General features: G+C 57.4%; 32 protein-coding genes and 2 tRNA genes. 28 read left to right on the top strand and 6 right to left on the bottom strand.

The features are described 5' to 3' along the window. Positions 1 to 4: 4 nt before the first annotated feature. Positions 5 to 1,762: a terminase large subunit domain-containing protein gene (locus M8T91_RS10440; RefSeq protein ID WP_301414085.1), complete on the bottom strand. Its 1,758-nt coding sequence runs from the start codon at positions 1,760 to 1,762 to the stop codon at positions 5 to 7. A gap of 157 nt (positions 1,763 to 1,919) precedes the next feature. Between M8T91_RS10440 and M8T91_RS10435 the strand changes: the two genes are divergently transcribed. The 26 genes from M8T91_RS10435 (at position 1,920) to M8T91_RS10315 (ending at position 20,699) form a co-directional block, all read left to right on the top strand. Continuing rightward, the gene (locus tag M8T91_RS10435; RefSeq protein ID WP_301414083.1) at positions 1,920 to 2,840 is read left to right on the top strand and encodes a GPO family capsid scaffolding protein; all 921 of its coding nucleotides are present in this window, start codon (positions 1,920 to 1,922) and stop codon (positions 2,838 to 2,840) included. Positions 2,841 to 2,896: 56 nt separating this feature from the next. After that, positions 2,897 to 3,943: a phage major capsid protein, P2 family gene (locus M8T91_RS10430; RefSeq protein WP_301414081.1), complete on the top strand. Its 1,047-nt coding sequence runs from the start codon at positions 2,897 to 2,899 to the stop codon at positions 3,941 to 3,943. 81 nt (positions 3,944 to 4,024) lie between these two features. Then, positions 4,025 to 4,705, top strand: a complete 681-nt coding sequence (gene gpM / locus M8T91_RS10425) for a phage terminase small subunit (RefSeq protein ID WP_301414079.1) — start codon at positions 4,025 to 4,027, stop codon at positions 4,703 to 4,705. An 86-nt stretch (positions 4,706 to 4,791) separates the two neighbouring features. Then, positions 4,792 to 5,265, top strand: coding sequence for a head completion/stabilization protein (locus M8T91_RS10420; protein ID WP_301414077.1), 474 nt, complete (start codon positions 4,792 to 4,794; stop codon positions 5,263 to 5,265). Beyond that, a complete protein-coding gene (locus tag M8T91_RS10415) occupies positions 5,265 to 5,753 on the top strand; it encodes a phage tail protein (RefSeq protein WP_301414076.1) in 489 nt (162 codons plus the stop codon). The genes M8T91_RS10420 and M8T91_RS10415 overlap by 1 nt, the downstream gene beginning before the upstream one ends. After that, positions 5,737 to 6,444, top strand: a complete 708-nt coding sequence (locus M8T91_RS10410; RefSeq protein WP_301414074.1) for a phage virion morphogenesis protein — start codon at positions 5,737 to 5,739, stop codon at positions 6,442 to 6,444. Before M8T91_RS10415 ends, M8T91_RS10410 begins: the two co-directional genes overlap by 17 nt. Next, complete coding sequence (locus tag M8T91_RS10405; RefSeq protein WP_301414072.1) at positions 6,404 to 7,585, top strand: DUF2586 domain-containing protein; 1,182 nt, start codon at positions 6,404 to 6,406, stop codon at positions 7,583 to 7,585. Before M8T91_RS10410 ends, M8T91_RS10405 begins: the two co-directional genes overlap by 41 nt. Before the next feature lie 49 nt (positions 7,586 to 7,634). After that, positions 7,635 to 8,081, top strand: a complete 447-nt coding sequence (locus M8T91_RS10400) for a phage protein (protein WP_301414070.1) — start codon at positions 7,635 to 7,637, stop codon at positions 8,079 to 8,081. Between the two features lie 9 nt (positions 8,082 to 8,090). After that, on the top strand, positions 8,091 to 8,303 hold the full coding sequence (locus M8T91_RS10395; RefSeq protein WP_301414068.1) for a TraR/DksA C4-type zinc finger protein: 213 nt from the start codon (positions 8,091 to 8,093) through the stop codon (positions 8,301 to 8,303). Beyond that, positions 8,300 to 8,887: a hypothetical protein gene (locus tag M8T91_RS10390; protein ID WP_301414067.1), complete on the top strand. Its 588-nt coding sequence runs from the start codon at positions 8,300 to 8,302 to the stop codon at positions 8,885 to 8,887. Before M8T91_RS10395 ends, M8T91_RS10390 begins: the two co-directional genes overlap by 4 nt. After that, positions 8,884 to 9,369, top strand: a complete 486-nt coding sequence (locus M8T91_RS10385; protein ID WP_301414065.1) for a hypothetical protein — start codon at positions 8,884 to 8,886, stop codon at positions 9,367 to 9,369. The genes M8T91_RS10390 and M8T91_RS10385 overlap by 4 nt, the downstream gene beginning before the upstream one ends. Next, the gene (locus M8T91_RS10380; RefSeq protein ID WP_301414064.1) at positions 9,366 to 9,674 is read left to right on the top strand and encodes a hypothetical protein; all 309 of its coding nucleotides are present in this window, start codon (positions 9,366 to 9,368) and stop codon (positions 9,672 to 9,674) included. The genes M8T91_RS10385 and M8T91_RS10380 overlap by 4 nt, the downstream gene beginning before the upstream one ends. Positions 9,675 to 9,714: 40 nt before the next feature. Next, positions 9,715 to 10,002, top strand: coding sequence for a putative phage tail assembly chaperone (locus tag M8T91_RS10375; RefSeq protein WP_301414062.1), 288 nt, complete (start codon positions 9,715 to 9,717; stop codon positions 10,000 to 10,002). Between the two features lie 77 nt (positions 10,003 to 10,079). Continuing rightward, positions 10,080 to 10,184: a DUF6890 family protein gene (locus M8T91_RS19020; protein ID WP_436970299.1), complete on the top strand. Its 105-nt coding sequence runs from the start codon at positions 10,080 to 10,082 to the stop codon at positions 10,182 to 10,184. Then, positions 10,184 to 12,484: a phage tail tape measure protein gene (locus M8T91_RS10370; protein ID WP_301414060.1), complete on the top strand. Its 2,301-nt coding sequence runs from the start codon at positions 10,184 to 10,186 to the stop codon at positions 12,482 to 12,484. The genes M8T91_RS19020 and M8T91_RS10370 overlap by 1 nt, the downstream gene beginning before the upstream one ends. Beyond that, the gene (locus M8T91_RS10365; RefSeq protein WP_301414059.1) at positions 12,484 to 12,819 is read left to right on the top strand and encodes a DUF2590 family protein; all 336 of its coding nucleotides are present in this window, start codon (positions 12,484 to 12,486) and stop codon (positions 12,817 to 12,819) included. The genes M8T91_RS10370 and M8T91_RS10365 overlap by 1 nt, the downstream gene beginning before the upstream one ends. Next, positions 12,816 to 13,985: a baseplate J/gp47 family protein gene (locus M8T91_RS10360; RefSeq protein ID WP_301414058.1), complete on the top strand. Its 1,170-nt coding sequence runs from the start codon at positions 12,816 to 12,818 to the stop codon at positions 13,983 to 13,985. Before M8T91_RS10365 ends, M8T91_RS10360 begins: the two co-directional genes overlap by 4 nt. Continuing rightward, a complete protein-coding gene (locus M8T91_RS10355) occupies positions 13,982 to 14,506 on the top strand; it encodes a phage tail protein (protein ID WP_301414056.1) in 525 nt (174 codons plus the stop codon). Before M8T91_RS10360 ends, M8T91_RS10355 begins: the two co-directional genes overlap by 4 nt. 9 nt (positions 14,507 to 14,515) lie before the next feature. Continuing rightward, entirely contained in the window at positions 14,516 to 16,696 is a 2,181-nt protein-coding gene (locus M8T91_RS10350) for a phage tail-collar fiber domain-containing protein (RefSeq protein ID WP_301414054.1), read from the top strand. A gap of 11 nt (positions 16,697 to 16,707) precedes the next feature. Then, on the top strand, positions 16,708 to 17,346 hold the full coding sequence (locus M8T91_RS10345; RefSeq protein ID WP_301414052.1) for a hypothetical protein: 639 nt from the start codon (positions 16,708 to 16,710) through the stop codon (positions 17,344 to 17,346). 19 nt (positions 17,347 to 17,365) lie between these two features. Beyond that, a complete protein-coding gene (locus M8T91_RS10340; RefSeq protein WP_301414051.1) occupies positions 17,366 to 17,575 on the top strand; it encodes a hypothetical protein in 210 nt (69 codons plus the stop codon). 6 nt (positions 17,576 to 17,581) lie between these two features. Further along, positions 17,582 to 18,142 carry a hypothetical protein gene (locus M8T91_RS10335; protein ID WP_301414050.1) on the top strand — a complete coding sequence of 187 codons (561 nt, stop codon included), beginning with the start codon at positions 17,582 to 17,584 and terminating at the stop codon, positions 18,140 to 18,142. Between the two features lie 23 nt (positions 18,143 to 18,165). Further along, a complete protein-coding gene (locus M8T91_RS10330) occupies positions 18,166 to 18,489 on the top strand; it encodes a hypothetical protein (RefSeq protein WP_301414049.1) in 324 nt (107 codons plus the stop codon). After that, a complete protein-coding gene (locus M8T91_RS10325; protein ID WP_301414048.1) occupies positions 18,486 to 19,049 on the top strand; it encodes a baseplate complex protein in 564 nt (187 codons plus the stop codon). Before M8T91_RS10330 ends, M8T91_RS10325 begins: the two co-directional genes overlap by 4 nt. After that, a complete protein-coding gene (locus tag M8T91_RS10320) occupies positions 19,036 to 19,737 on the top strand; it encodes a hypothetical protein (protein ID WP_301414047.1) in 702 nt (233 codons plus the stop codon). The genes M8T91_RS10325 and M8T91_RS10320 overlap by 14 nt, the downstream gene beginning before the upstream one ends. Beyond that, entirely contained in the window at positions 19,722 to 20,699 is a 978-nt protein-coding gene (locus M8T91_RS10315) for a hypothetical protein (RefSeq protein ID WP_301414046.1), read from the top strand. Before M8T91_RS10320 ends, M8T91_RS10315 begins: the two co-directional genes overlap by 16 nt. Positions 20,700 to 21,013: 314 nt before the next feature. Here the strand turns inward: M8T91_RS10315 and M8T91_RS10310 are convergent, their stop codons facing one another. The 3 genes from M8T91_RS10310 to M8T91_RS10300 form a co-directional block, all read right to left on the bottom strand. Beyond that, positions 21,014 to 21,976: an abortive infection family protein gene (locus M8T91_RS10310; protein WP_301414045.1), complete on the bottom strand. Its 963-nt coding sequence runs from the start codon at positions 21,974 to 21,976 to the stop codon at positions 21,014 to 21,016. Between the two features lie 654 nt (positions 21,977 to 22,630). After that, positions 22,631 to 22,819 (bottom strand): hypothetical protein, encoded by a 189-nt coding sequence (locus M8T91_RS10305; protein ID WP_301414044.1) that lies wholly within the window; start codon positions 22,817 to 22,819, stop codon positions 22,631 to 22,633. Next, positions 22,813 to 23,370 carry a hypothetical protein gene (locus M8T91_RS10300; protein ID WP_301414042.1) on the bottom strand — a complete coding sequence of 186 codons (558 nt, stop codon included), beginning with the start codon at positions 23,368 to 23,370 and terminating at the stop codon, positions 22,813 to 22,815. Before M8T91_RS10300 ends, M8T91_RS10305 begins: the two co-directional genes overlap by 7 nt. 299 nt (positions 23,371 to 23,669) lie before the next feature. Between M8T91_RS10300 and M8T91_RS10295 the strand changes: the two genes are divergently transcribed. Both M8T91_RS10295 and M8T91_RS10290 read left to right on the top strand, forming a co-directional pair. Continuing rightward, positions 23,670 to 23,933 (top strand): hypothetical protein, encoded by a 264-nt coding sequence (locus M8T91_RS10295; protein ID WP_301414040.1) that lies wholly within the window; start codon positions 23,670 to 23,672, stop codon positions 23,931 to 23,933. After that, a complete protein-coding gene (locus tag M8T91_RS10290; RefSeq protein WP_301414039.1) occupies positions 23,926 to 24,570 on the top strand; it encodes an SOS response-associated peptidase family protein in 645 nt (214 codons plus the stop codon). The genes M8T91_RS10295 and M8T91_RS10290 overlap by 8 nt, the downstream gene beginning before the upstream one ends. A gap of 557 nt (positions 24,571 to 25,127) precedes the next feature. On the opposite strand, the gene M8T91_RS10285 is transcribed toward M8T91_RS10290, so the two are convergent. Next, positions 25,128 to 25,215: transfer RNA gene (locus M8T91_RS10285), tRNA-Leu, on the bottom strand. Between the two features lie 195 nt (positions 25,216 to 25,410). Further along, positions 25,411 to 25,484, bottom strand: a tRNA-Cys gene (locus M8T91_RS10280). Positions 25,485 to 25,841: the final 357 nt, after the last annotated feature.

The following is a 25,841-nucleotide window of genomic DNA, read 5'->3' as shown; positions in this document are numbered from 1 at the left end:
CCGGTTAAGCGGCGAAGGCCCAGGTGGACTTGCGCCGGTTGCGGTTCAAAGGTTCGTTGCTGAGCGCGTGCATCACCGCCCAGGCCACATCCGCGTGGCCGGTGGTGCTGGTGCGGTTGGCGGCATAGGTGATCTGGTCCTTGCCGGTGGTGGTCTGGTGGATCTGTAAAAACGCCTGGGGAATATCCGTGTGCTCGGCGTCCCATTGGATGCGCTGGCTTTCCACCACATCCTGGGTCTTGAGCACCAGGGCGGTTTTGGTTTCCAGGCCGTAGTGAATGGGTGTGGCGCGGGGAAAGAAATTCTGCACCATCTCGAACACGCCGTGGCCGGGGCCGGTGCAGTCGATACCGATAAACTGCACATTGTATTTTTCCGTCAGTTCCCGTATCCGGTTGGCCTGGTACTGCCAGGCGCGGTTGCGCAGGACAATTTTTTCCAATACCCGGAATTTGTCCCCCTCCTTGAGCGGTGGCGCCACCACCACAATGGCGGCACCGTCGCCACTGCGGGAGGGGTCGTAACCGATCCAGACCGGGTGGTTGCCGTAGGGGCGTTTCTGTTTCGCATGAAAGTCCACCCAGATTACATTGGTGTCCACCGCGGCGGCGAGCAGATCGTTGAGGTTGAAAACGGATAGTCCCGCTTCCAGGAAGGCGCACATAAACAGGTTGTTAAATTCGGCCTCGCTGTACTCGTTGCGCAATTCGTCGATATCGAACAGGTCGCAACCTTGCTCCGCGGCATCCTCCAGGGTCACCATATTGCGCCAGATCTTATCCGGCCCCAGCAGTCCGCGGTTCAACGCCTCGCGGCTCAGTTCAAATTCCACTTTGGTTTTGCGCCGCTCGTTGTAGCGCTCGCCGCTCCACATGGGATAGGCACCGTGGCTCTTTACGGACGGTGTGGAGAAGTAGGTTTTGCGCCACTTTTTCTGCGACGCCATGCCGCTGGCAAGTTTGTTGAGACGTTCGAAATCGGGAATCCAGAACACCTCATCCACGTAGAGATGGCCGTGGTAGCCCATTGCGGTGCGGCCATTGGTGGAGACAAAGCGCAGCTCGGCACCATTGGACAGGGCGATAAAGTCCGCGCCCTTTAATTCGATCCCGAAGTATTGGCTGGCGAAGCGGAGAATATAGGCTTTGAAAATCTCCGCCTGGCTGCGGCTGGCGGACAGGAATACTTGGTTGTCGCCACTGACAATGGCGTCCTCGAACGCTTCCCAGGCAAAATAATAGGTGGCGCCGATCTGGCGGCTTTTGAGGATAAAGCGGGTGCGCTGGTTTTTGTTGGCGTGCCAGCGGTGCTGGTATTCAAAGAAGAGTTCCTTGCGGATTTCCTCCAGTTGCTCCGGTGTGATCTCGCTGATATCGTTTTTGGGTTTGCGCTTTTTACTTTTGCCACCGCTTTCGCCACGACTGCCCGCGGCCTTTTCCCTGGCAGTGCGCGCTTTTTTCAGGTCGATGCCGGCCAGTTTGTCGAGCAGATTGCCGAGCTTTTCAATTTCTTTGTAGTCCTCAGCGGATTTGTTGGGCTTTTCCGCCAGCGCAATCAGGCGCCGCGCCGTGGCCTGCTCCACGGTTTCATGCTGCAGCAGGGCTTCCCACTGGCCCTTCTCGGCCCACTGGTACACCACCCGCGCATTGTTCAGGTTCAGTTGCTCGGCAATCTCCTTTGCAGACAGTCGGCGCAGCCAGAGCAACTTGGCGGCGATCTTGATTTCTTGCGGGTAACTGGTCATGGGCGGCAGTGTACGCAATTCGCCGCCGTTGCCGAGGGGGCAAAATTTCTATCAATTTCTATTTTCGCGATTTAGGAATTGATAGAAATCAAAGGGTTTGTTTCCCCGGTTTTCGGCCCTTAGTCTCGCGCCCATTGGTTGAATTCCAACAGACAACACACACGGGGAAATCTCGATGCCGCGAAAGCTCACAACCAACTGGGTCAAGGTGGCCACCAGCGGTCCCACCGTGGATGGCCGCGAGATCCCGGCCCAGGATATTGTGGATATGGCCGAGGGGTATGACCCCGCGGAATACACCGCGAATATCTGGTACGAGCATATCCGTATTTTCGGCAACCTGGGCAAGGTGGTGGCACTGAAGGCGAGGGCGGACGACAAGGGCCGGCAGTGTCTGTTTGCCCGATTGGCGCCCACGGATGAATTACTGTTCCTTAACAACAACGGCCAGAAACTGTTTACCAGTATTGAAATTCAGCCGGAGTTTGCCGGTACCGGCAAAGCCTATCTGGCCGGCCTGGCCGTGACCGATTCCCCCGCCAGCCTGGGCACCACCGAACTGCAATTCAAGCGCGCACTGAAGCCGGACAATTATTTTGCCAGGCCCATCGCGCTGGATGCGCTGGAACTGGAAGACAGCCAGGGGCTCCTCAGCCGCCTGTTGCAGTCGTTTGGCAGGGATGCCCCCTCAGAACCCGAACCGCAAGAGGCCGAACCCATGGACGAGCAACAATTCAACACCCTGAAAACCGCGCTGGAAAGTTTGCAGCAACAATTTGCCCGGCTGGAAAACCGTTTTGCCGGTCAGCCCGAAGCCAGTGGCGGTGATCACCGTCAAGGCGGCGAAAACGGTGCAGATGTCAGTGCTCCGGTGAGTCAAGAGGAATTCCAGTCCCTGCTTGCGCGGGTGGACGCGCTGGCGGAAAAGTTCGGCAAGGGGGGTGATCCCGCAGCGACAAGCCAGACCGAACTCGCAACCCTGTCGCAACAGATTCAGGCCCTGGGCGAACAATTCAACAAGGCCCTCAACACCGAAACCCCCGGCACCATTGTGCCCCAGGGGACGGGCGACGGCGGCCATCCGCGGGTGCTGTAAGCGGTTATCCCTTTTTTCACTCGCACACTCTTTTTTATTGTACGGAAACACAAGCCATGCAACCGAAAACCAAACAACTGTTCAATGCCATGCTGATCGCCATGGCCGCCACCTACGGGGTGGAGTCGGTGGCGGATTCCTTCAGTGTGGTGCCCACCATTGCCCAGGAACTGCAGGACAAGATCGTCGAGAGTGACGGCTTCCTGCAGGAAATCAATGTGGTGCCGGTGGATGAGATCAAGGGCCAGAAAGTGATCGGCTCCGCTGCCGGCCTGGTGCCCAAGCGCACGGATACCGACAACAACGATCGCCAGACCAGCGATGTGTTGTCCCTGGGCAACAAGGACTACGAACTCTTTTCCACCGAGTTCGACACCCATATCAAGTGGAGCACCATCGATGCCTGGGCCAAGTTTCCGGATTTTCAGGAGCGCTACGGAAAATGGGTGCGCAAGGCCATTGCCCTGGCGCGCATCCGTGTGGGCTGGGTGGGCACCAGTGCCGCGGCGGTGACCAATCCCGCCGACAATGCCAACGGCGAGGATGTGAACAAGGGCTGGCTGCAGCTCCTGCGCGAGTACAACGGCGGTGCCCAGTGGTTTGACGGTTCCACCGGCACCGCCACAGCAGGTGAAATCCGTATCGGTCACGGCGGGGATTTCGAGAATCTGGACGCTGCCGTACATGCGCTAAAACAGATGATCAATCCCCTGCACCGCGGTGCCCAGGATCTGGTGGCGATTGTGGGCGAGGAGCTGGTGGCGGAGGAAAAAGCGGCCCTGTACAAGGCCCTGGGGCAAACCCCCACGGAAAAGGAGCGCATCGAAACCGCCGTGGTGACGCGGGTCTACGCCGGCCTGCCGCTGAAAACCGATATCCCCTTTTTCCCGGCACGGGGGATTTTAATTACCAGCCTCGACAATCTCTCCATTTATTACCAGAGCGACAGCTGGCGCCGCTCGGTTGCCGACAACCACAAGCGCAACCGCGTGGAGGATTTCAACTCGGTCAACGAAGGCTATGTGATCGAGGACGAGGAAAAGGCCGCGGGGGTGGAGTTCGCCAATGTGCGACTGCCCGACGGGGCCGGGGGTTGGGCGTAAGCCACCCAGGTTCCCCCGGTGCCGTTTTTTTGCAGGCGCCGGCGGTTTTTTTTAACAGGATCAATCAACCGGGTTTGCACCATGCCGTTTATTACTTTGCAACACCAGCAGCGCGCCCGCGCCCGCGCGGCGGCACAGGCCAGCGCCGCTGCCCCCACCGTGAGCGCGCAGACCGATGTGACGCACAGCCCGGATCGCAGCGTGATTGCAGCGGCCCTGCAGGCGGATCTGCAACTGTTGTCCGAGCGCGCGAACGTGCAGGAAAAAATCGCCCTCAAGCGCCATTTGCTGCCCAAGTATCTGCCCCATGTAAAAGGTTACCGCGAAAGCGGCGCCCAGTATCCGAACCCGCTGCTGGTGTACTGCCTGGTGTGGCTGCTGGATGTGGAGGATATCGAACAGGCTTTAGAACTGGCGGCACTGGCTATTGCCCAGCAGCAACAATTGCCGGCGCGCTTCAATCGCGATTTGCCCACCTTTGTGGCGGAAACCCTGCACGACTGGGCCGAGCGCCAGTACATGGCCAAGCGCAGTGCCAGTCCCTATTTCGAGCAGGTGCTGGAAAACGTGGAGCAGGAACTCTGGCCGGTCACGCACATTATTGTGCGCACCAAACTGTACCGTTTAGCGGCGATGTTTGCGGAGCGCAACGATGCGCCCAAGGCGGCGGTGCAGTGGCTGGAAAAGGCGCAGGCGGTGAACCCGGAAAAAGCCGGGGTAAAAACCTGGCTGGGAAAATTGAAAAGGCAATTGGCGTTGTAACAACTCCCCCACCCGCGCGGGCCGGTGGGGCGTCTGTCGCCCGGTGCGATCAGGCAAACCACTTGGCACCGCGTTTTTAAACAGGTATGCGCACAGTGAGCTTCACCGGCAAATCCGATCACTACTTGGCAACCACACTGGAAAACAACGGGTTTTTTCCGGATCTGGTGTTGGGGGATCTGCAGCGCATGTACCGGATACCGGCGGAATACGATCAGGCAAAAGTGGAGCACCTGCTGCGCCTGGCCATGATCGATGTAAATGACAGCCTGGCGCAACAGCAGGACACCTGGCAGCGGGCAGGATTTTCCACCCTGGCGGCAGTGCCGGCACCGATCATCGGTGGTAAAAGCGCGCTGCTGGTGCAGTACCAGCGCGCGGTGTTCGCCCTGGTCACCGCCATGGCCTTTCGCCAGTTCGCGACGGTGACACGCCGGGAGGTGGGCGAGCACCAGGCCAAGGAAAGCCTGCAGACCGAACAGCTGTACCGGGCGGAATCGGATCAGGCCCTGCGCCGCCTGCGCGGCATCACCACCAATATCACCGCGGAGCTGCTCTGATGGCTTTGGAAAAACTCACCGCCATCACCGCACACCTGCTGGCGGCCAATCTGGTGTCTTCGGAGCAACTGCACAGCTGGATGGAAAACGGCCAGATGGAGCCTGCCAGCAAGCACCTGGGCCAGGGCCTGCGGGTGTGCCGGCAGTCTTACGACGCTGTGATCCAGATTGAGCGCTTTGCCGGTGATCCGGCGCTGCTGTTCGCCCTGGTGACCACCTGGCTGATGGAACAGGACGGCGCGCGCTTTGAGTTGAACCTGCCGGCACCGGATGTGGATGTGGATGTGATCGACGAGCGCGCTGCGGATGTGGAAATCACCATCCGCTTTTCCGAGGACGTGGATCTGGTGGCGGACGACAACGGCCCCATCGCCTACCGGGGCACCCGCTGGGCGGTGGCGCCGGTGCCGGTGGACAGTGCTGAGCAGGTGGCGGTGGGGGACAACAAGGCCCTGCCCACGGATGCCCCCTATGCGCGCGACCCTTGATCTCAGCGGACACCTGACCCTGCGCCGGCAGCTGCAACTGCTGGCGCTGAAGCCGGCCCAGCGCCGGCGACTGGCGGCGACCCTGGGACGCAAGGTGCGGGTGTACAGCCGCAAGCGGCTGCGGGCACAGAAAGATTTGCGCGGTCGCACTTGGGCACCGCGCACAAAACCCCGCAGCGGCAAGCGCAAACTGCTGCGGGGCATGAGCAAGCGCATGGGCCTGCACAGCGACACCCGCGGCGCGGAGATCGGTTACGCCGCCAACGTGACGGGCAAGATCGCCTATGCCCACCAGCACGGGGTGCCCGAAACCTGGAACGCGGCCAAGGCGCACAAGCTGCGCGGCAGGCCGGATTACGAGGCGCCGGCCACGCGACGCCAGGCGCGGGCGTTGAAGCGGGAGGGCTTTGTGGTGCGCCGTAAAGGCGGCAAAAAGAAAAAGCCCACCATGCGCTGGATTACCGAGCAGATGACCCAGGGCCAGGCGGGCCTGATTTTGAAACAGATGCGCGAGGGCGGGCAGTCGAAAAAAAGCTGGGTGATCCCGCTGCCGGAGCGCAGTTTTCTCGGCGCTAATGCGCGCGAGATCGAGGCGCTCACCAATAGGATTTTTGATGAAACACTGGGACGCATGCAACGGGAATACGCGCTTGCGAGAACGAATCCACCGATACACATTGACCGAGGATAAGGCCATGGCACTGGGAAAAGTGACCGTCAACAACCTGAATCTGGGCCAGGGCAGTTTTGATGAAATCGAACGCAAGACTTTGTTTCTGGGTGTGGGTCATGTCAGCAGCGACACGAACACCGAAGACGTTACGGACACGGTAATTGCGCTGAACAGCCAATCCGATCTGGACCAGCTGTTGGACAGTGATGATTCACAATTGAAAACCCAGGTGGCCGCGGCCCAGGCCAACGGCGGTGAAAACTGGCAAGCCTGGGCGCTGCCCATGACGGTGGACGACGATTGGCGGGATGCGCTGGATCTGGCCCTGCACAGTGTGTCTCCGGAACTGGTGGCACTGTGTACCCCGGCGGGGTCGGCGAGTGATCTGGAAACCGCGTTTGCCAAAGCCGAGTCCGTGCGCACGGACCAGGGGCGCCGCCTGGCAGTCCTCAGCGCTACCCCCGGTATCGATGATACCGAGCAGACCTGGAGCGATTACCTGGCCGCGCAGGCCGCTATGGTGCAGCCCGTCAAAGCCTATCGGGTGTCCGCGGTGCCCCTGTTGCACGGCAATAATCTGGGCGTGCTGGCGGGGCGCTTGTGCAACCGCGCGGTGAGTATTGCCGATACGCCCATGCGCGTGGCCACAGGCCCGCTGCTGTCTTTGGGATCGGTGCCCAACGACAGTGCCGGCGTGGGCCTGGACAACGCCCTGTTGGCGAGCCTGGACGCGCTGCGGTTGTCTGTACCGCAAACCTATGCGGATTACCCCGGCACCTTTTGGGGCGACTGCAATTTGCTGGACGCGGAGGGCGGTGATTACCGCGTCATGGAAAACCTGCGCGTGGTGGACAAGGCCGCGCGGCAAATCCGCCTGCTGGCCATCAGCCGGATCGGCGACCGCCTGTTAAACAGCACCCCGATTTCCATTGCCTCCAACAAAACCTATTTCTCCCGGCCCCTGCGCGCCATGGCCCGCAGCGTGAAAATCGGTCCCAGCGTGTTTCCCGGTGAAATAAAAGCGCCCAGGGACGGCGATATCGAAATTGTGTGGCCGACCCGGCACAAGGTGGAAATCTATTTGCGCGTGACCCCCTACAACGCCCCCAAGGAGATCGAGGCCAATATCGCGCTGGATTTGAGTACCGTCAATTTGTAGGGGCGATGACAACAAAACCGCAGGATTAACGTTAAAGGGAGTGTTTGTTATGTCCAAATTATCCGGCCGCGATATCGATGTCACTATCGGCAGTTACCGCGTCAATATCGATGAGGCCAGCCTGTCCATAGAGGATGCCACCGAGGCCACAAAAACCCGCGGGGTGCCCGACGGGTTTATCGAGGGCGAGGTGTCGGCCACGGGGGAACTCAAATTAAACAGCGGCGAGTTCGCCACGATTCTGGACGCGGCCAAAGAGGCCGGCAGCTTCCGCGATCTGCCCACCTTCGATCTGGTTTTCAATGCGGAGTCCAGCGACGAAGCCCTGAATATCGAAGCCTTCGACTGCAAGCTGCGCCTGTCGGATCTGCTCAATGCCGGCCAGAACAGTGAGCGTTTGATGCACACCGTGACCTTTGAAGTGACCGGGCGCGAGTTTGTGAAGGTCAACGGCGTGCCCTATTTGCGCCAGGGGGAAATCGAGCGGCTGAACTAGAGGTGCAGCATGGCGGATATCACGGACCGGGCTTCGCAGTTGGAAGAGCAACAGCGCAACCGCGCCCTGGCGGCGCAGCAGGCGCGCGGGCATGCCAATGTGCCCGGTGCGAAGTATTGCCAGGAGTGCGCGGTGCGCATACCGCCGGCGCGGCGCGCCTTTGGCGGTATCACGCGCTGTATTGACTGCCAGTCCTTGCAGGAAATGAGGGAGCGCAGATGAAACAGCCAAACTACGCGCAGCTGCAAACTGCGATCGATCGCAAAGGCTATCGATTTTTTCAACAGGGCGATTTCAATCTGAATCTGATCGGCATTCGCAGCGCGGATACCCGCGCGAATCGATTCAATGATCACCTGGCGGTGGCCTGGCGCTTCGGGGGCGCACCCCATTGCCTGGTGTTTGCGGCCACCACCGATCCGGGCAGCTACTGGCGGCAACACCCGGTGCAGGTCAACGGCACCGCCATACTGGTGCCGGGGCAGTACGCGGGCCTGTGGCAACTGGGTTTGCACCGCGGCCAGTACCGCGCCCTGGTGCAGCGCGCACCGGCGCGGGTGTACCGGGACAACAACCGCGACCGGGTGCTGGATTTTGACGGGTCGATTGAGGGCGGCCTGTTCGGAATCAATTGTCACCGCGCCAGTGCCAGCCATACCAGCCAGCAGGTGGATCGCTGGAGCGCCGGCTGCCAGGTGCTGGCCAACCCGCTGGACTTCGCCCTGTTGATGGCGCTGTGCGAACGCGCGGCGCCACACTGGGGCAGCCAGTTTACCTACACGCTACTGGAGGCGTCGGACCTATGAGTGCCACTGTACTGGCCTCGGCCGGAAAATTTGTGCTGGGTGGTTTGCTGGATTTTTTTAAACACCGGCGCGAGGTCAAAGCGGAGCAGCGCCGGGGGGAACTGGCATTAAAAAAAGCCGCCAACAATGCCCGCATTGCCCGCGCCCAGAGTGGCGACGATCACGCCGCGGCCATGGACCTGGAGAGCGCCGGGCAGCGGGGCTGGAAAGACGATTATTTATTGCTGCTCACCACCTTGCCGATGGTGCTGTTATTTGCCGCACCGCTTTTTGAACTGGTGATGGCCACGCACTACCAGCGCGGCGATTTACAGCGTGCCGTGCAGGCCGGATTTAGTGCTTTAAAAGCCACACCGGAATTTTACTGGTGGGGCCTGGGGGCGGTGTATATCGACACTTTCGGTTTCCGGCGCATGTTGCGCACGGCGGTGGAAACCTGGGCGGGGCAACGGATGTTCGGCAAAAGGCCACCGTCATCATGAACCTGAGCGAACAGCAAATGGAAGCGCTGATACACAAGGTGGCCCGAGAGACAGCGCAGGAGGCGGCCCGGCAGGCGGCACAGGAGGCGGAGCGGAAGACGGTGAAAGACCTGCTGGAAAAGCTGGGTGTGGATACGGTTGACGTACATGAGACACAGAAAGACTTCGCCCACCTGAGAACACAGCGCAAGGCGTCGGAGCAAGTGACGGTCTGGACCCGGCGTATTCTGCTGGGCATTTTCCTGGTGGGAATCGCCGGCATGTTGTGGGTCGGCTTTAAAGCGGCCCTCGGTATCAAAAGTTAAACCTTAAACAATGGATCAACCCTGTAGGAAGGAGAACACCATGGCTGCAAAAACCAACCACAACCAGAAAAACATCACCCTCAGTGCCTGCGACAATGAATTCACTTTTCAGGTGTGCCGGGAGGATTACAACAAGCTGATCAACCGGCTTAATCCCAACAACAAGACCGGCCCCATGCACAACTTTCTGGTGGCCACGGTGGAGGCGGCCCACAAGGACAAACTGCTGGCCCTGCTGGCGGCGCAACCCGGTGCCGAGGTGGCCCTGGGTAGTGCATTGGTGGAGGAGTACACCCCCGACCTGGATGTGGTGGTAAAAAAGTCCTAGCGCTGGCAGACGCCCTCGAACAGAACGGTTACAGCCGCCTGTGTGCCTATGCGCACAAGTGGCTGCCGGGGGCGCCTTTGGATGAGGACACCCTGGCTACGGCGTTTTTCCTGGAGCGGGACTACTGGAACAATTTTGAAGCGACTGTTGCCAACGGGATTGGCAGGGCCTGGAGACACTGATGAGCACCAGACTAGAAAAACTGATGTTTCGTATTGGCCTGATCGATAAGGCCAGTGGACCGCTCGGCAAGCTGGATGCGCAGTTGCACAGGGTGACGCGGCACGCGACCGCAGGTGGCGCCTTGCTGGCAGGTGCCGCCGCCGGCGGCTGGGCGCTGCAGCGGGCCATGTCCGGTTTGTTGGGGCCGGCGATTGAAATGGAGCGGGCGCTGGCCGGGGTGCGTACCCTGGGCGTGGCAGCAAGTGCGCTGCAAGATCTGGAACGGACCGCGCTGGCGTTTTCCGCCCGCTACGGCGAAAGTGCCACCGCCTTTGTGGCCTCCTCCTACGACATCAAAAGCGCCATATCCACTTTGCGGGACAATGAAATTGCGAAATTTACCCAAGTGGCGGCGGTGCTGGCCAGGGGGACCAAGGCCAATGTAAGCGATATCACCAGCTATATGGGCGGCATGTACAACATTTTCCAGAAAACCGCCGACCATATCGGGCGTCACACATGGGCGGAGCAACTGGCAGGGCAGACGGCCCTGGCGGTGAAGGTGTTTCGCACCGATGGGCAGAAAATGGCGAGGTTTTTCGAAAGCCTGGGGGCCACCGCCACCAACAAGGGCTGGAGCATGGCGGAGCAGATGGCGGTGGCCGGTATGCTGCAGGGGCAGATGAGCGCTTCGGAAGGCGGCACTGCCGCAAAGGCGTTTATTTCCGGTTTGAGTAAAGCCCAGGAAAAGCTGGGCGTGAAATTCGAGACTGCCGAGGGACTTTTGGCACCGGACCTACTGCTGGCGAAGATCAACAAGTTGACTCTGGGCATGAGCGCTTTGGAGCGCGGTGCCTTTCTGGAAAAAAACTTCGGCGGACAGGAAGCGGTGCGGTTTGTCGAAGCGATGGGTACCGGTCTTGAGAAGCTGCCCGGTTACCTGGACCAGTTCGACCAGGTGCGTGGTATGGCGGTGGCACAACGGATGGCGGCGGAAACCGTCGATGTGTTTCAGCAGTGGCAGGCCAGCAGCCGCGCCTTGATGACCCTGCTGGGCAAGGCCATGCTGCCGGTGATCACCCCATTGGTGGCAACGCTAAGCGCCGCCAACGAAAAAATGATGCTGTGGAGCGAGCGGTTCCCGCATCTGACCAAACTGATTGGCACCGTGACTAGTTATATTGCGGGGCTGATGGCCAGTTTACTTGCCCTCGCGGCTGTGGGGGGCATGCTGCGGCTCACCCTTGCCGGCCTGACGGGGGTTCAATTTTTGTGGACTGCCGTCACCAAAACCGCAGCCGGCGTCCAGTGGCTCTACAACAACGCCCTCAAGGCCGGGCGGGTGGCGGTGCTGCTCTATCACCTGGCCTTTAAACCACAATTGTTGGCGGCCTGGGGTTTGGCCAGCAAAGGCGCCGCCGCCAGTCTGGGTTTTCTCGGCAATGCCCTGCGTATCGCCGGCAAAGCCACACTCTTGTTTTCCGCCGCGCTCTGGGCCAATCCCATTACCTGGGTGGTGGTGGGGGTAGTGGCACTGATCGCCGGCCTGGTGCTGCTGGTGCGCCACTGGGATACGGTAAAAAGCGCTGCCCTGCAGTTTATCCAGGGGGTGATGGACAAGTGGGGCCGGCTGCGCAGTGTGATCGAGGACAACGCCTTTCTGCGCCTGCTGTTTGCGCCGTTGCTGGCGGGTGTGGATATGACCTCCCTGGTGATCCGCAGCCTGATGCGGTTGCCGACGTGGTTCGGGCAGTTTTCCGCCTGGCTCGGCACGCAGGATATTTTCGGCGCGCCAGGGCGGGCACTGGACTGGCTGATGGGCAAGTGGGCAACCCTGCGCAGTGCCATGGAGGACAGCGCTTTTCTACGTCTGCTATTCGCGCCACTGCTGGCGGGTGTCAATGTGGCCGGGCTGTTACTGCGGCAGCTGGAAAAAATACCGGCCTGGTTTAGCGCGTTTAAATCCTGGCTGGCAACACTGAATCCCTTTTCCGCCTTCGGCGACGGGCTGGACTGGCTGCACAACAAACTGCGCTTTTTACCGGGCTTTGGCCGTAACGGGGCGAATATCACACTCCCGCAAACACCGGGCGGCGAGGTTGTGGATCGCAAGATGGCGGAGCTGCAGCAGATCCGGGTAGAGCGCCCCGGCCCGCTGCCGGGCCTGCCGCAACAGCGACCCAGCGCGGTACCCGCGGGGGGGATTGCCCAGCATTTTCAAACGCACTCCCGCAGCGGTACCCATATCGAGAACGTGAATCTGTATCAGCCGGTGAGCGGCACTAATTTTGTGGATGAACTGGAAATGGCGGCGGGCTGATGACGCAATCCCCGCAACATAAAAAATATCAGGACTTGCTGATTATCAACAACGATATCGCCCTCGATGGTGTCGGCGTGCCCCTGGGTATCAGTGACCGCGCATCGATTGCCCAGGATATCCAGCACCTGATCCGCGAGAGCGGCCTGCTTGTGGCCCTGGTGGGAGAGCGCCAGCGCGATACCTGGGCCATCAACCTGTCGCGTCTGGAAAACCTGGTGGAGAGCGACACCCGCATCGAGCCCGGCAGTGCGGTGCTGACGCGCCTGGACAAGGAAACAATTTTAGTGCGCGCCACCACGCTGGAATACCAACACCTGGAGTTTACCCTGTGAGCGAGCAGCAGTTGTTTACGGATCTTTTAAAAGAAGGCGGGCTGCCCACCACCGAGGCGGCCGTGCGCGCGGAATTTGAAAAAGCCGTGCAGGCGGAAAATGTCGCCTTCACGAATCAACGGGAGATATCGCCCTGGTGGCGCATGGTCACGATATTAATTACCCAGCCGGTGATCTGGCTGATTCAGGCCCTGATCAACCGGGTGATGCCGCAGATGTATGTGAAAACCGCCAGCGGACCTTTCCTCGCCCTGTTGGCGGATGGGGTCAACCTGGTGCCGAAGGTAAAAACCAAAGCACAGGGCCTGGTGCAGTTTACCCGTGCGGACAGCTCCGGTGCGCTTTCGGTAGCGGTGGATACCGCGGTGCAGAGCGCGAATATCAATGGCCGCGTCTACACCCTGCGCACCACCGCAGAGGCCATTTTCCCCGATGGGCAGGCAACCGTACTGGCGCCGGTAGAGGCGGAAGCGGCGGGCAGTGCCTATAACCTGGCCGCCGGTTACTACTCGGTGTTGCCGGTGCTGCTGCCGGGCATTATCGCGGTGACCAATTTATCCGACTGGCTGACCCATCCGGGCACCGATGACGAAGATCCGGAGGCGTTGCGCAAGCGCATTCGCACCCAGTTTATGGCGGTCAACCAGTGGCATACGGACGCGGTCTACCGCGCATTGATTGCCGGTTTCGACGGGGTGGACGATGAGCATATTTTTTTTGACAGCGATGCCCCGCGCGGCCCCGGCACCGCCGACGCCTATGTGATGTTCGCCATCGGCAATCCGGACGCGGCATTTATTCAGCGTATCCAGCGCAAGATCACCGACGAGGGCAATCACGGCCACGGCGACGACCTGAAAATTTTCCCCATGCCGGAAACCCAGCACACGGTTGCCGTGACGGTGTACACCCTCGATGGCCTGAGCGGGGATACACGGGCGGAGTTAGAGGCGGACGTGGCGCATTTTATCCGCGCCGCCTTCCGTGAAAACCGGGATTACCAGCCGACCCTGGTGCAACCCTGGAGCCGCTTTTCCTTTTCCCTGCTCGGCGGTGAGCTGCACAGACAATTTGAATTGGTTCGCGGGGTGAATTTCAACCTGGAATATATTGTCAGCGAGATGAACCTGCCGCGCCTGCAAAGCCTGTCGGTGACGCTGTCATGATCCGCTTGAAATTGCCGTTTTGGCTGTCCGGGCCGCAGCTGTCGAAACTGCGCCGCGCCTGCCAGCACTTCTGGGAACAGGTGGAAACCTGGCTGTACTGGCCGGTGCGCCAGCTGGACCCGCTGACCTGCACCCCCGGCGCGCTGGATTTGCTGGCCTGGCAGCGCGGGGTGCAACGCTTCGATGGCGAGTCCATGGGCTTGTACCGCCTGCGGGTGCGCTATGCATTTGTGAATGCCCGCGACGCGGGCAGCGTGGCCGGACTAAAGCGCATCTTTGAACGCCTGCTGATTGGTTATGTGGAAATTGAAGAGCGGCTGCCGGAGCGGGACTGGGATGTGATCAAACTGCACCTGTCGGACCGGCAAATGGCGGATAACCCGGAACTGCTGCAGATTATTTTACGCAAATACGGCCGTATCTGTCGCCGCTATGAATTCGAGGTTTTAACACCGCTGCCCATTCAACTGCGCAGCGCCCACTGCGGCCACGACAACGGGTTTTTATCGGCTTCACTGTAGGGAACGACCATGCCCGCCATTATTAACTCGGGAGCGGCGTATATCGCTGCCAAGACCGGCGCCAGCGAAGCGGTGGAGATTACCCGCTTTGTACTGGCGGATATCAACGGCCTGGACCCCGACCAGGCGGTGGATCTGGCCGAGGTCATGCCGGCGGCAAACGCGATTGTGTTTGAGGCGGTGGCATCCCAGACAGGCTACCTGACACCGGACAAAGTGGTGTATTCCCTGGCGATGGATACCAGCGTGGGGGATTTCCACTTTAACTGGCTGGGCCTGCTGGCCAGCGACGGCACCCTGGTGGCGGTGGCCTATTTGCCACGCACCCGAAAAACCGCGACGGCGAACGGGGTACAGGGCAACCATATCACGCGCAATTTCCTTCTGCAGTTTGCCGATGCGCAAACCGCCACCGGCATTGCGGTGCCCGCGGAAACCTGGCAGATCGATCTGAGTGCCTGGCTCAATGCCATGGATGTGCGCGAGAGAGAGAGCAACCGGGATATTTACGGGCGCGCCAGCTACTTTGGTGATGGCTGGAAACTGGTGGAGGATGCCGGCAGTTATCAGTTATTGCCAGGTATTGGTTATGTCGAGGGCATCCGTATTGTGAATGCGCAGCCGCGCACGGTTGCGCAGCCGAGCGCGATGCCCAAGGAAGTTTGTCTGGACGTTTCTTTGCAAAAGCAGGTGGATCAGGTGTCCGCCGTTGTGACAGTTTACCAGGGCGCGCCCGCGGATTATGTGGACACTGCAGGGGTGCAACACTATGTGGAAGAAATCGCCACTATCCAATCCACCGGTGCGCCGGTGGACCGGCGCACCGTGTACGAGGTGGGTGCTCTCGGGCTGGTTCACTATTTATTGAGCCGCACCAATATTTACGTCCCCCAAGATCAGGTGGCCAGTCCATCCCAAAAAGGCATTGTGGAGTTGGCCACCAGTGCGGAAACCCAGTCGGCCTCCGATACGGCCCGCGCGATCACGCCCAAGGCACTCGGCGATACCGTGGTTGACGACCTGGATTCCAGCAGCACCCGTCGCCCTTTAAGTGCGGCCAAGGGCCGTGCGCTGCAACAGAGCAAACTGGATAAAACCACCACCGCCACCACCACCCGTGCGGGCATTGTGGAGCTGGCCACCAGCGCGGAAACCCAGGCGGCCGCCGATACCGCCCGCGCAATAACCCCCAAGGGGCTCGGCGATACGGTGGTCGACAGCCTGACTTCCACCAGTACCCGGCGCCCTTTAAGTGCAGCTAAGGGCCGCGCGCTGCAAAACAGCAAGCTGGATAAAACCACCACCGCCACCACCACCCGCGCGGGTATTGTGGAGCGCGCGACCCAAAGCGAAGTGCTGGCAAAAACCGATGACACCCGCTATGTCTCCCCGAAACAGTTATGGGCCGCCCTGAATTATTTGTTACCGCCCAATGCGGTGATTTTCTGGCATGGCACCCTTGCCGGGATTCCCGAGGGCTGGGCGCTCTGTGATGGCCAGAACGGCAGGCCCAATGCCATTGACCGGGTGTTTGTGTGTGCGGGCGGGGAATACCAGCCCGGCGATACCGGTGGCAGCGACACCAGGACCAGCGGCAGTAGCGGCAGCCACAGCCACGGCGCCTCTACCGGCAGCGCCGGCAGTCACACCCACAGCGGGGAAACCGACAGCGCCGGCAGCCACGCCCACGGGGCCTCCACGGCCGATGCGGGCGGCCATTCGCACAGCGCTTCCAGCAGCAGCGCCGGCAATCACGCGCACACGATTTCCGTTGCCAACCACACCCTGTCCACTTCCAGAATTCCGGCCCACGGGCACAGTATCAACGGGGTCAGGATGTTGCGTTTTCCCGGTTATGAATTTTCCAACTACGGACCGGACTATGACCCCAACGATCGCGACGGATTAACCGTGACCGGCAAAAACGAAGGCGGTGGTGGTGCGCACAGCCACAGTGCCAGCAGCAGTAGCACCGGTGCCCACAGCCACAGCGTCAGTGTCGCCGGCGTGGGCCATCACAAGCACAGCGTGACAGTGAGTAGCGGCGGTACTCATAGCCACGATTTTTCCACCAGGAGTGCGGGCGGGCACAGCCACAGTGTGTCGATTCATTCAGGCGGCAGCCACAGCCACTCGGTGGACGTGCGCCAGCGTTACTTTGCCGCGGCGGCGATTATTCGCGTGGCCTAGGAGAAAACCCGATGCGTGTATCCATTATCAACGGCGATGCGGGCGACGATACGGTGGTGATCGATGGCCGCTCCTTTGCCTTCGATCTGACCGGTTTGATCGACGAGTGTATCTGGGCGGTGCAGTGGCAGGATCAAGACGGGCAGGCCAGCGGGGAAATCGAGTACCGCGATGGCAGTCACGAACCCATCGATACCCTGACCCCCTTTCAGCCGATTATTGAGCGCTGGCACGCGGAAAAGGACCGGGAGGCGCGGGAGGCAGCGCAACAGCAGGCGTTTTTCCACAGCCGCCAATTCGCCATCGATGTGATTAACAACACCGCCGGCAAGGCGCGCCAGCGTGCCAGCACCATTGGTTATGGTATGACAGACGAATACAGCCGTGTGCAGGCCCAGGCGCAGCGCTACGCGGAGACGGGGTTTTCCGGCGCTGTGCCCCAGGTGGTGCGCACCCACGCCGAAGTGCATGGGGTAAGTCCGCAACAGGCGGCGGAGCAGATTCTGGCCGCCGCCGAACGCTGGGCACAGCGGCTGGATGCCATTCGCGATTTGCGCCTGCGCGGCACTGCCGCCGTGGCTGCCCTGGCCGAGGGCGAAAATTATATGGACACCGCCAAACCATTTATTCAGCAACTGAAAGCGCTGTAAGGCGCGGGAGGCATTTGCCATGAAAAACAAAGTCGCGGAGTTTTTGCGCTGGCATATTGAGCCGCGCCACCTGTTTACCCCGGTGGCCACCACCAATGTTTTACACACGGTGGAAATCCTCCCCGAGGAACAGGGCACCATTATACGCGGCTGCACCCATGTCTTTATTTTCGGTGTGCGCGTGGCCAGCTTCCAGCGCACTGCGCCCTGGCAGCAGACCACCGGGTAAACCGGCATGCCCTGGCAACACCCGGCGATCCAATTTCCCCCCGCGGCCAAAGCCCTGCGCGACGGGATTGTCGCGGCTGCACTGTCACAGGGGCGAAGTGAAATCGACGAAGCCCGGTCGCGGCTGCACAGTGTGGAAGCGGCTTTTGTCAAAAACCCCACCGCGGCAACGGCGGCGGGCAGTGCTGCGCTCGAAAATACCCTGCGGGCACTGTTCGGTGCGGACCTGCACCTGCTGGTGGTGCATCCCTACCAGGAGGGCGTGGGCCAGGGCCACAGCTACAGCCGGCATTTGTCCGCCCCCAACGCCCAGCGGGCGCTGGCGGCCAAGCTGGGGGATGCCTGGGACCGCCACAAGCCGGTCGGCGAGTTGGAGGCCGTTGCGGTGCTGTTGGCGGCGCAGACCCTGGGCACCTTCGCCACCGGTTTACACACCCTGTGTCAGTGGTTGCCCCTGCCGGAATTGTGCCAGGCCGAAAGGCGCGCGCAGCAGCTGCTGCGCCTGGAATCGGAAAAGTCCCAACTGCCCGGCGCGCCCCTGGGGGCCACTGGCAGCCGCGCCGACTGACACAACTGCATACCACCCGCAGCGTGGCACAGGTAATCGGTGCAGAGATCGCCAGTGCCATGGGCTATGCTCTGGAAAATACCGACCCGCTGGCAGAGCTGCACACCCTGGCCGAGAAAAAACAACAGCACCTGGACGCGGTGCGCGCAGCTACTGAAACCCTGGTGGCCGACCTCAATGGGCGCGGCACGACCCATTGCCTGTACGCCAGCGGCAGTCCCCGCCAGATCGCCGGGCAAATCCAGGCGGCGCATCCCTTCGATCACGATCATGTATTCAGCGCGGCCCTGTTGTTTGCCGCTCCGGTTGGCGCCCTCGCGCCCTTACAGGAGCTGTTCGGATTATGAGACTCAACGCCTTTACCGTGCCCGGTTCGGAGCTGGTGGTGAACGGGGTACTGCGTATCGAAACCGAATCCCTCGGCGGCAACACCAGCAGCACCGACCGCGCCCAGAACGGCATCAAGGCCAAATCCCTGAGCGTTTCCCTGGTGATTGCCTTTGCGCGCAGGGAGGACCTGAACGGGCTGCTGCGCCAGGCGGAATCCGTGGATGACAAGGGCAAACTCACCGTGTTCGATATTGTGGACGATACCGCGCGCGCCATGAATATTCGCCAGGTGCAATTCAATGAAAGTTTCACTGCGCGGGAGATACCCGGCAAACACGCCTGGCGGGTGACCTTTACCCTGTCTGAATATTTATCCGTGCCGGAAAAAGTGGAGCAGCGCCAGCAGACCCAAACCGCCGCGCCCCAGAGCAGCGACGGCGAACCGGTTGCGCCAACCGGTGCAGCAATCCCAGCGGAGGGAGAAACCTATACCGGCTTTGAACAGGTGCTGAAATGGGCCGACGATGCCCTGGCACCGGAGCCAGACAGCGGGGAGCCGAGCGGTGCGACTGCATAAACATCTCACCGTCAGCGGCGAGCCCCTGGCACTGGTGGACGACGATGTGCGCCTGGATCTGTTTACCCCTGGGCGCGCGGCCTTTACCGTGCGCAGCCGCCGACCGCTGCAGGGCCTGGTGCAGCTGGACCTGGGCTACAACCCCCAACGCCTGCAGCGGTTTTTTACCGGCTATGTGGTGCATTGCACCGGAGTGGACAACACCCGCCAGAAACTGCACTGCCGCGAGCTGAGCGCCGCGCTGGCGCAACAGGTACCCCTGGCCCAGCGCTATGTCACCCTGGCCGCCGTGCTGGGGCTGGTGTCTGCGGTGACCGGGCTGCGCTTTGTGATCGGCACCGGTGCTTATACCCAGATCAAGGCCCCGGCCTTTTACAGTGCCGGCAGCGGCTACTGGCTGATGGATCAGTTGGCGCGGGTGTTTGGCATCCCGCAATTGTTATGGCAGCAGCAGGGCGATGGCCAGGTGTTTGTGGGCAGCTGGAGCCACAGCCACTGGGCCGGCCGGTCACTGCCACTGCCCGCGGGCTTCGCCACAAATTTTGGCATTGCCAACCGCGCCCGTGTGGCCTGTATCCCCTGGCTGCGCCCCGGAGTGTTGCTCAATAATCACTATGTCACCGGGGTTGCGCTGGCCGGTAATTTTATGAACCTGACCTGGAGCGCGGACCCGTGGAAGCACAGATAAAACGGCTGATGGAGCGCGTCTACCCGGAACTGAAAAGCGGCCTGCATCTGCCGCTGCTGGCCCGCATAGTGGCCATCAGCGATCCCACCGAGCAGCCGGAGCTGGCGGAAGCGTTTCGGCCACGCTACGGGGTGGATGTGCAACTGCTGAACAGCGAAGGCAAGGCGGACCAGCAGATCCCCGTTTTTCGCAGCGTGCCGCTGCCGCTGCACTTTGCCGGCAATGAGCGCGGGACCTTTGGTTTTCCGCAACCGGGCACCCTGGTGGAGCTGGCCTTTGCCTATGGCCGCCCGGACCAGCCGTTTATCCGCACGGTGCTGTGCCGGGGCCTGGGTGTGCCGGCACTGGATCGCGAGGACTTGGTCTGGCAGCAGAGCGACACCGTGCGGCAAAAGGTGGATGCCCAGGCAACCTGGCACCGGGAAACCCACGGCGAGATCCGCGAGCGGGCGCTGCAGAAAACAACCGAAGCGGCCGCACTGCATACAGACTGCGACAATGAACACCGCCAGGTACGCCAGCATTCCATGGAAGCGGTGGCAGGGATAAAACTGATTGAAGCCCTGGGTGCATTGCGGCTACTGTCTGGTGGCAGTGCCAATCTGTCTGCGCTGGATAATCTCAATCTCACCACCGCCAGTGATATCAATGTGACTGCGGGGCGGGATCTGAAAGAGCGCGTGGGCAATATTGCCGAGCGCATCGCCAAACTCAAACAGGTGATCAAGGTGGAGCCGGGTGGCACCCTCTGGCTGGGTAACACCGCCGACAATGTGCTGCAGCTGCTGAGCGACCTGATGGGCGTGGTCAAAACCCTGGCCGATGATCTGGCTACCCATACCCACTTGGGTGTCACGCCCGGCAGTGGCAAGACCCAGGCCCCGGAAAGTGCCGGCACTTATAACTCTGCTAGTGCGGATACCGAGACAATAAAAAACAAGCTTGATGGGATGAAGGCATAAGCAAATAAATTGGGACGAGTTTTGCCACACCCAAACTGAATGTTGTTACTGTTTTGCTTGTTAGAGCAGACCCTATCAATTGCTTCATGTATTTGTACTTAAGCCACTTCTGCGGGTTCGATATACTAATGATCATTAAGTTTTCAAAAGCCACCACGTTGTTCCTAAGTTCTGTAGCCCATGCCGTACTTTCACATCTTTGAAACTCAAACTCTAGTAACAATACGTTACTGTCTAATAAATTTTGTTGTACAAATAAGCGAAAATTTCTGTTGATAACTTAAGTACAAAATTACTAAAGGTAAATTTCCTGATCATTTTTTGACCTGCTGGTTGGCTTTATTTGCAAGCTCTTGCTCGGCCTTTGTTAAGAAAACTAAAGTCGATGCTGTCATATGAAGCATATATCCAACTAAGTGATCTGGAATTGAAGTTGGATTGCTACCTTGCCCATGGGCACTAAGCCTATTTCTGCCAGTGGGTATACTGCTTTCTAATATACTTCGAAGAGAATTAAGCTGTTGCTGCCAGAATGTAGGCACCAGCTCTCTCTCAAAACATATTTTAATAAGTGATTTGGCAGTATCATTACTCTGGTATGGCCAGTTTTGTTTTTCACATATGGCTTTCATTGTGCTTTCAAAGGCCTTCAAGCAGTCGTTAAGTGACTCCTTGTGTTTCCCGTGACGATAGTGATCGTAGGCGCTTAGAAATTCTTGCTGAGCACCTTCGTATTGTTTGCTATTTAAAAGCCTTATCGCTGGCTTAACAGCTTCAGTATGCATAAGCTCCGAATCAATTCGGATGATTTCTCCATTCTCAAACTGGAATCCAATTCCATGCTCTTTGAATCTAGAGTTTAATTCATTGATTGCCCTGTCAGCACGTTCAGATGCATCACGTCTTCCAAGATATTGATAGCCTCTGGTTTTTTTGTCAATAATTTTGAAACTAATCTCTATCGCATCTAGCACCCTATCTGTTTTATTTTCTTCTAGGAAAAAATTTTCTAGCTCAGATGTATATTCTCGATATTTATATTTGTTAACATGAGAAAGTTGAAATAAGCCAAATTCTCTGCAAAGTGTGCTCACGATAATCTTGTATGCGTGGTCTTCGTTTCGGCCTAAAGATTTACCTATCTTGCCTAGTGTATCCCGCCAAATATAAATGATTTGTATTCGGAGTGATTTGGGAATATTGTCATATGTATAAACGTCGACTACTTCTCCATGAAGTCTCTTCTGTCTTTTTGAGTATAATTCAGTTACTGTCAATTGTTATTGCTCCTTGTTTGAATAACAGTTAATTCACGTGAGATTCCTATATGTCATCTTGCTCTATATTCGCAGAATTCTAGGCCCAAAACTATAGAAAAAATCATGTTGATGACTTGCTTTCCCGCAATTGGCGGAAAAATTAGTAGGTGATATAGCAACCGATTAATTTTCGAGTATTCTAGCGGTGATTGATTACTCTGTGAGCCCTAAAAATATTTTAATTAGTTTTTTTGACTGCTGGTGAATAAAAATGTTGCTTTCAGACTCTGATAGATAGGATGATCCATAAGCAAGCTCGATGCTTGGGAAGTGTTGAAATGGTACAAAATTTCTTCATTTTCATTCTTCACTTCTGAACTATCACACAGGCATGCAAAATGAATATTTACGACAGATCTTTTTAAAAATGGTTGTTATTGCTTCCATTAAAATCTGACTGTTTATTCTTCGTGTAATTAAAAGGCTGCTGATTATTCCACCTCACAACTGTCGATTTTAGGATTTCCTTTACCCAGTGAAGTTGAAAAGCACCGTAACCACTCCACTCAGTCATGGGCTAATGGGATGTTATTTTAACTACGTCCTTTACCCTGAGGGTTGGGTGGCATTACGTGTGGCTTGGTTTTTATGGCTGATTTTTTTAAGTAAGATTTAACTTTGTCTTTGGCTTTTTCCTTGGCCTTTTCCTTTTCCATTATTTAATTCCTTGTTCGTAGTGGGTTTAATGGCTTTTTCTGGACAGCCAGATTTTTGTGGTTCATTTTCTATGAACATTTTATCTTTCAGCTTGTTTTTCTTGAGTTCAGCCTTGACCTGATCAATTTTTGCCTTGTTTACCATGCTGTGTCACCTACCAAATCTTTATATAGATAACTTGGGTTTTGTGTGGTTCCAGTACCTGGAATATACACAAAATCTAGTGATGAGTAATAATTGATAAGCTCTTTTTCAGGAAACATAATTCTTAACTGTTTCGCATCAATCAACCTTGCATAAACTTCGTAAGCCGTAACTGAGATAGGCGTGATTCTACCCACAAGTGGATTGTTCCGCACTGGATTTCTTTCGATAAAGTCCAGCCTGACACCTGAACCATGATACGTTGGGCGCCCTATGGAGAGTCCACAGAGTGTCTTTTCAAACCATATCGCAAGTTCAAATCGATTGGGGTATCGATTGCGATAGCTCCTTACGCCAAAATTCCAGTCCCAAGTTACCATTCTCTGGTGGTAATCAGGAGAGGCATTAAAAGCAGTAATTGCTTTTGTACAAATTTCAGCCAGTCTGATAGAATCACTATCCTGGTACGGTAGTTCCTCCATCGTTAATTCATAAGCAATTTTTCTCAGGTTGGTATATTTTTCTTCAGCTAGCTGATGCGATCTTTGCATGCTTGGCAGTCCTTTTTTGTGTAACGCAGTTTCCAGCAACAGGCTGAGAATTTTCTATATCTTCACTGCTGTTAGCGCCCTATAAAACTAGGCAAGTAGTTGTCACTCCATTGTCGCAAGTTTTAATTGGGTAGTCACGGCCCTACTTAATACCCTGAGACTTATTTACACCTTGATTAAAGCATACCGCTAATTCACGGTGCGCTATTGCTAATTGCAGGGGGGTGTAGGCAGCTTGACAAAGCGTTGATCTGCATGCATATACTGTATAAGTATACAGTCTGCTGTAAGGGATAGGTATGCAACCCAAGACTATAATCATCGATGGTGAGCCGATTGAAATCAGCCGCCAGCCTTCGATTCATGACTGCCAGCCAATGTATCAGATACGGCTTTTGAATTACCTGGATTACCACGGAACCTATTCTGCTGCTGTAGGCTGCAATCTGCGTGCAGCCATCACGGAGGGATTGGAGCTTCGCAGGGCTGTTATGAAAAGTACTCGGTTGGCGAAAGAGTTCGGAAACCATGAAAGTGACAGGAGAGGCGATATCGATGTGTAGTGTATTCGACGTGGCCAATCACGCCGGCATGGAGCGCTTCCTGAAGGAGTACGGAGTACACCATCCGAAGCGCATGCTGTATGGCCGCCGCAGACGGCCCACCCAGGAGGTTTCCATTGTCACCGCCCGGCATGGGGAGCCGGAAGTGGAAACCGCAATCTGGCACCTGTATCTGGAGCGTGACGGCGACAATTGGAAGCCGCACCGCAAGTACTGGTCGATCAACAGCAACTGGCAGAAGCTGGGCAAGCGCCCCGAGTACCGCAAATCCCGCTGCCTGATCCCCGCCACCGCCTGGGTGGAAAGCCAGCACGGTAAGAACCCGGTGGAGTTCAGCTACGGCCAGCCTTTTTTCTTCTGCGGCCTGTACAAGACCTGGGGCAATCTACTGAGTTGCGCCATTATTACCCTCGGGGCACACCCGAAGACCAGGCAATACCACGACAAATCCCTTCCCATGATCGCACCTGCGGACAAGGATTTTGTGGCCAACTGGTTGAGTGGAGGAGAGGACACTGCCCCCTTTGAGCCCTACCTGCACCCGCATATCGAGTATGCCGGGCATCCTCTGACGGTGAGGCCGGTGGTAAGAGCGACCTCTACGGAATACTCTGGTGAGCAGCAGGACCTTTCCTGACTTGAAACCCGCAAAACAACCCTCGCTATTGTTCGGCCCACAAAGCTGCCAGATCCTGCCCTTAAATTACCATCCTGGGTTTTCAATTCTCTTCATCACATAGCAAAGCCAACAGTGCTACCCCATTTTGCCTTGGAAGCGACAAACTCAAGATAATTCAGGCACTTAATCAGCTGGCATGCATTGTTTTGTATATTTTTTGATCAGATAAAAGGGCCAGCGATCACTCCTCCCCACGCCTGCCGGTTTTGCGCTTTTCCTTAGCCAGTGAAATTGGAAAACACCGCAAACCCCCGCCAGCCGTGGGCTGTAGCGATTTTCGGGATTTCACAAATTGAAGAAAAATGAAGAGAATTGAAGAGATTTTTCACAGGTCAAAATGGCTAAAAGCCAGTAACCACGGGGTTTTCCAGCGGGTGCGAGCAATTTTGTATGAGAACTGATCAGAGGGCAGGGGGGGTGAAGCGTGCGTTGACACTTTGTTGACACTTTGGCGAGATTTTCCTCCACCTCATTGGAGAGGGTTTAGAAATTTCTCGCTAAGTGCTTGATTTTATTGGTGCCCGAGGCCGGAGTCGAACCGGCATGGCCATTACAGCCGAGGGATTTTAAGTCCCTTGTGTATACCAATTTCACCACTCGGGCCAGATAGGTGTCATCTGGTGTGTGGATGTACCGAAAGTTATCACAGAAAGCTGAACGCATTGATTCAAAAAGATTGGTTGTGGATTCCTGAATCACTCGAACTCATCGGTGTTGGTAACCGAGAGAAAAGGTACTCTGCGAGGGGCTTTAGCCTTTCGCTCAGCACTTTTTCCATAAAGTTTACCTCAATGAAAATGGAGGCTAGGGTCGGAATCGAACCGGCGTACACGGAGTTGCAGTCCGCTGCATGACCACTCTGCCACCTAGCCTATTACTCCGCCAGATACGGAATCCAAACGCGCCGGATTTTATCGGATAAAATAGAAAAATCCTAGCGTTTTCTTATAGTTACATACACGTGACTGTATGAGGGAGGCTATTCTAGGGACTATCCCTGCTTAGTCAAGCCTTGTTTATATCTACTTGAAAAAAATTGAGTAAAAGTCAGTAAAATCGCCATAATGCGTTAGGTTAATTGACATAATAACTTTTAGCGATGTTGCCAATAAACCTATTTCTATTTGTTCTAGATTTGTGGTTTAGCTTGCTGGCAATCTTCCAGTGGTGTCCGATACTGTTTTTATCTGGCTAACACGTCTCCCCCAAAACGTGTTTAGTAACGTCAG

Source organism: Microbulbifer sp. MI-G (assembly GCF_030440425.1).
GTDB classification, from domain to species: Bacteria; Pseudomonadota; Gammaproteobacteria; order Pseudomonadales; family Cellvibrionaceae; genus Microbulbifer; species Microbulbifer spongiae.
Note: the sequence above shows the minus strand (reverse complement) of the source record. Positions and strands in the feature narration are given on the sequence as shown.

Excerpts from the sequence above, each read along its gene's own strand:
- M8T91_RS10325 (WP_301414048.1), top strand. The coding sequence starts at position 18,486 with ATGAGACTCAACGCCTTTACCGTGCCCGGTTCGGAGCTGGTGGTGAAC.
- M8T91_RS10380 (WP_301414064.1), top strand. The coding sequence starts at position 9,366 with ATGAACCTGAGCGAACAGCAAATGGAAGCGCTGATACACAAGGTGGCC.
- M8T91_RS10290 (WP_301414039.1), top strand. The coding sequence starts at position 23,926 with ATGTGTAGTGTATTCGACGTGGCCAATCACGCCGGCATGGAGCGCTTC.
- M8T91_RS10375 (WP_301414062.1), top strand. The coding sequence starts at position 9,715 with ATGGCTGCAAAAACCAACCACAACCAGAAAAACATCACCCTCAGTGCC.
- M8T91_RS10410 (WP_301414074.1), top strand. The coding sequence starts at position 5,737 with ATGCGCGCGACCCTTGATCTCAGCGGACACCTGACCCTGCGCCGGCAG.
- gpM (WP_301414079.1), top strand. The coding sequence starts at position 4,025 with ATGCCGTTTATTACTTTGCAACACCAGCAGCGCGCCCGCGCCCGCGCG.
- M8T91_RS10395 (WP_301414068.1), top strand. The coding sequence starts at position 8,091 with ATGGCGGATATCACGGACCGGGCTTCGCAGTTGGAAGAGCAACAGCGC.
- M8T91_RS10430 (WP_301414081.1), top strand. The coding sequence starts at position 2,897 with ATGCAACCGAAAACCAAACAACTGTTCAATGCCATGCTGATCGCCATG.
- M8T91_RS10420 (WP_301414077.1), top strand. The coding sequence starts at position 4,792 with ATGCGCACAGTGAGCTTCACCGGCAAATCCGATCACTACTTGGCAACC.
- M8T91_RS10390 (WP_301414067.1), top strand. The coding sequence starts at position 8,300 with ATGAAACAGCCAAACTACGCGCAGCTGCAAACTGCGATCGATCGCAAA.
- M8T91_RS10400 (WP_301414070.1), top strand. The coding sequence starts at position 7,635 with ATGTCCAAATTATCCGGCCGCGATATCGATGTCACTATCGGCAGTTAC.
- M8T91_RS10350 (WP_301414054.1), top strand. The coding sequence starts at position 14,516 with ATGCCCGCCATTATTAACTCGGGAGCGGCGTATATCGCTGCCAAGACC.
- M8T91_RS10345 (WP_301414052.1), top strand. The coding sequence starts at position 16,708 with ATGCGTGTATCCATTATCAACGGCGATGCGGGCGACGATACGGTGGTG.
- M8T91_RS10340 (WP_301414051.1), top strand. The coding sequence starts at position 17,366 with ATGAAAAACAAAGTCGCGGAGTTTTTGCGCTGGCATATTGAGCCGCGC.
- M8T91_RS10300 (WP_301414042.1), bottom strand. The coding sequence starts at position 23,370 with ATGCAAAGATCGCATCAGCTAGCTGAAGAAAAATATACCAACCTGAGA.
- M8T91_RS10370 (WP_301414060.1), top strand. The coding sequence starts at position 10,184 with ATGAGCACCAGACTAGAAAAACTGATGTTTCGTATTGGCCTGATCGAT.
- M8T91_RS10365 (WP_301414059.1), top strand. The coding sequence starts at position 12,484 with ATGACGCAATCCCCGCAACATAAAAAATATCAGGACTTGCTGATTATC.
- M8T91_RS10385 (WP_301414065.1), top strand. The coding sequence starts at position 8,884 with ATGAGTGCCACTGTACTGGCCTCGGCCGGAAAATTTGTGCTGGGTGGT.
- M8T91_RS10295 (WP_301414040.1), top strand. The coding sequence starts at position 23,670 with ATGCAACCCAAGACTATAATCATCGATGGTGAGCCGATTGAAATCAGC.
- M8T91_RS10355 (WP_301414056.1), top strand. The coding sequence starts at position 13,982 with ATGATCCGCTTGAAATTGCCGTTTTGGCTGTCCGGGCCGCAGCTGTCG.
- M8T91_RS10435 (WP_301414083.1), top strand. The coding sequence starts at position 1,920 with ATGCCGCGAAAGCTCACAACCAACTGGGTCAAGGTGGCCACCAGCGGT.
- M8T91_RS10335 (WP_301414050.1), top strand. The coding sequence starts at position 17,582 with ATGCCCTGGCAACACCCGGCGATCCAATTTCCCCCCGCGGCCAAAGCC.
- M8T91_RS10305 (WP_301414044.1), bottom strand. The coding sequence starts at position 22,819 with ATGGTAAACAAGGCAAAAATTGATCAGGTCAAGGCTGAACTCAAGAAA.
- M8T91_RS10415 (WP_301414076.1), top strand. The coding sequence starts at position 5,265 with ATGGCTTTGGAAAAACTCACCGCCATCACCGCACACCTGCTGGCGGCC.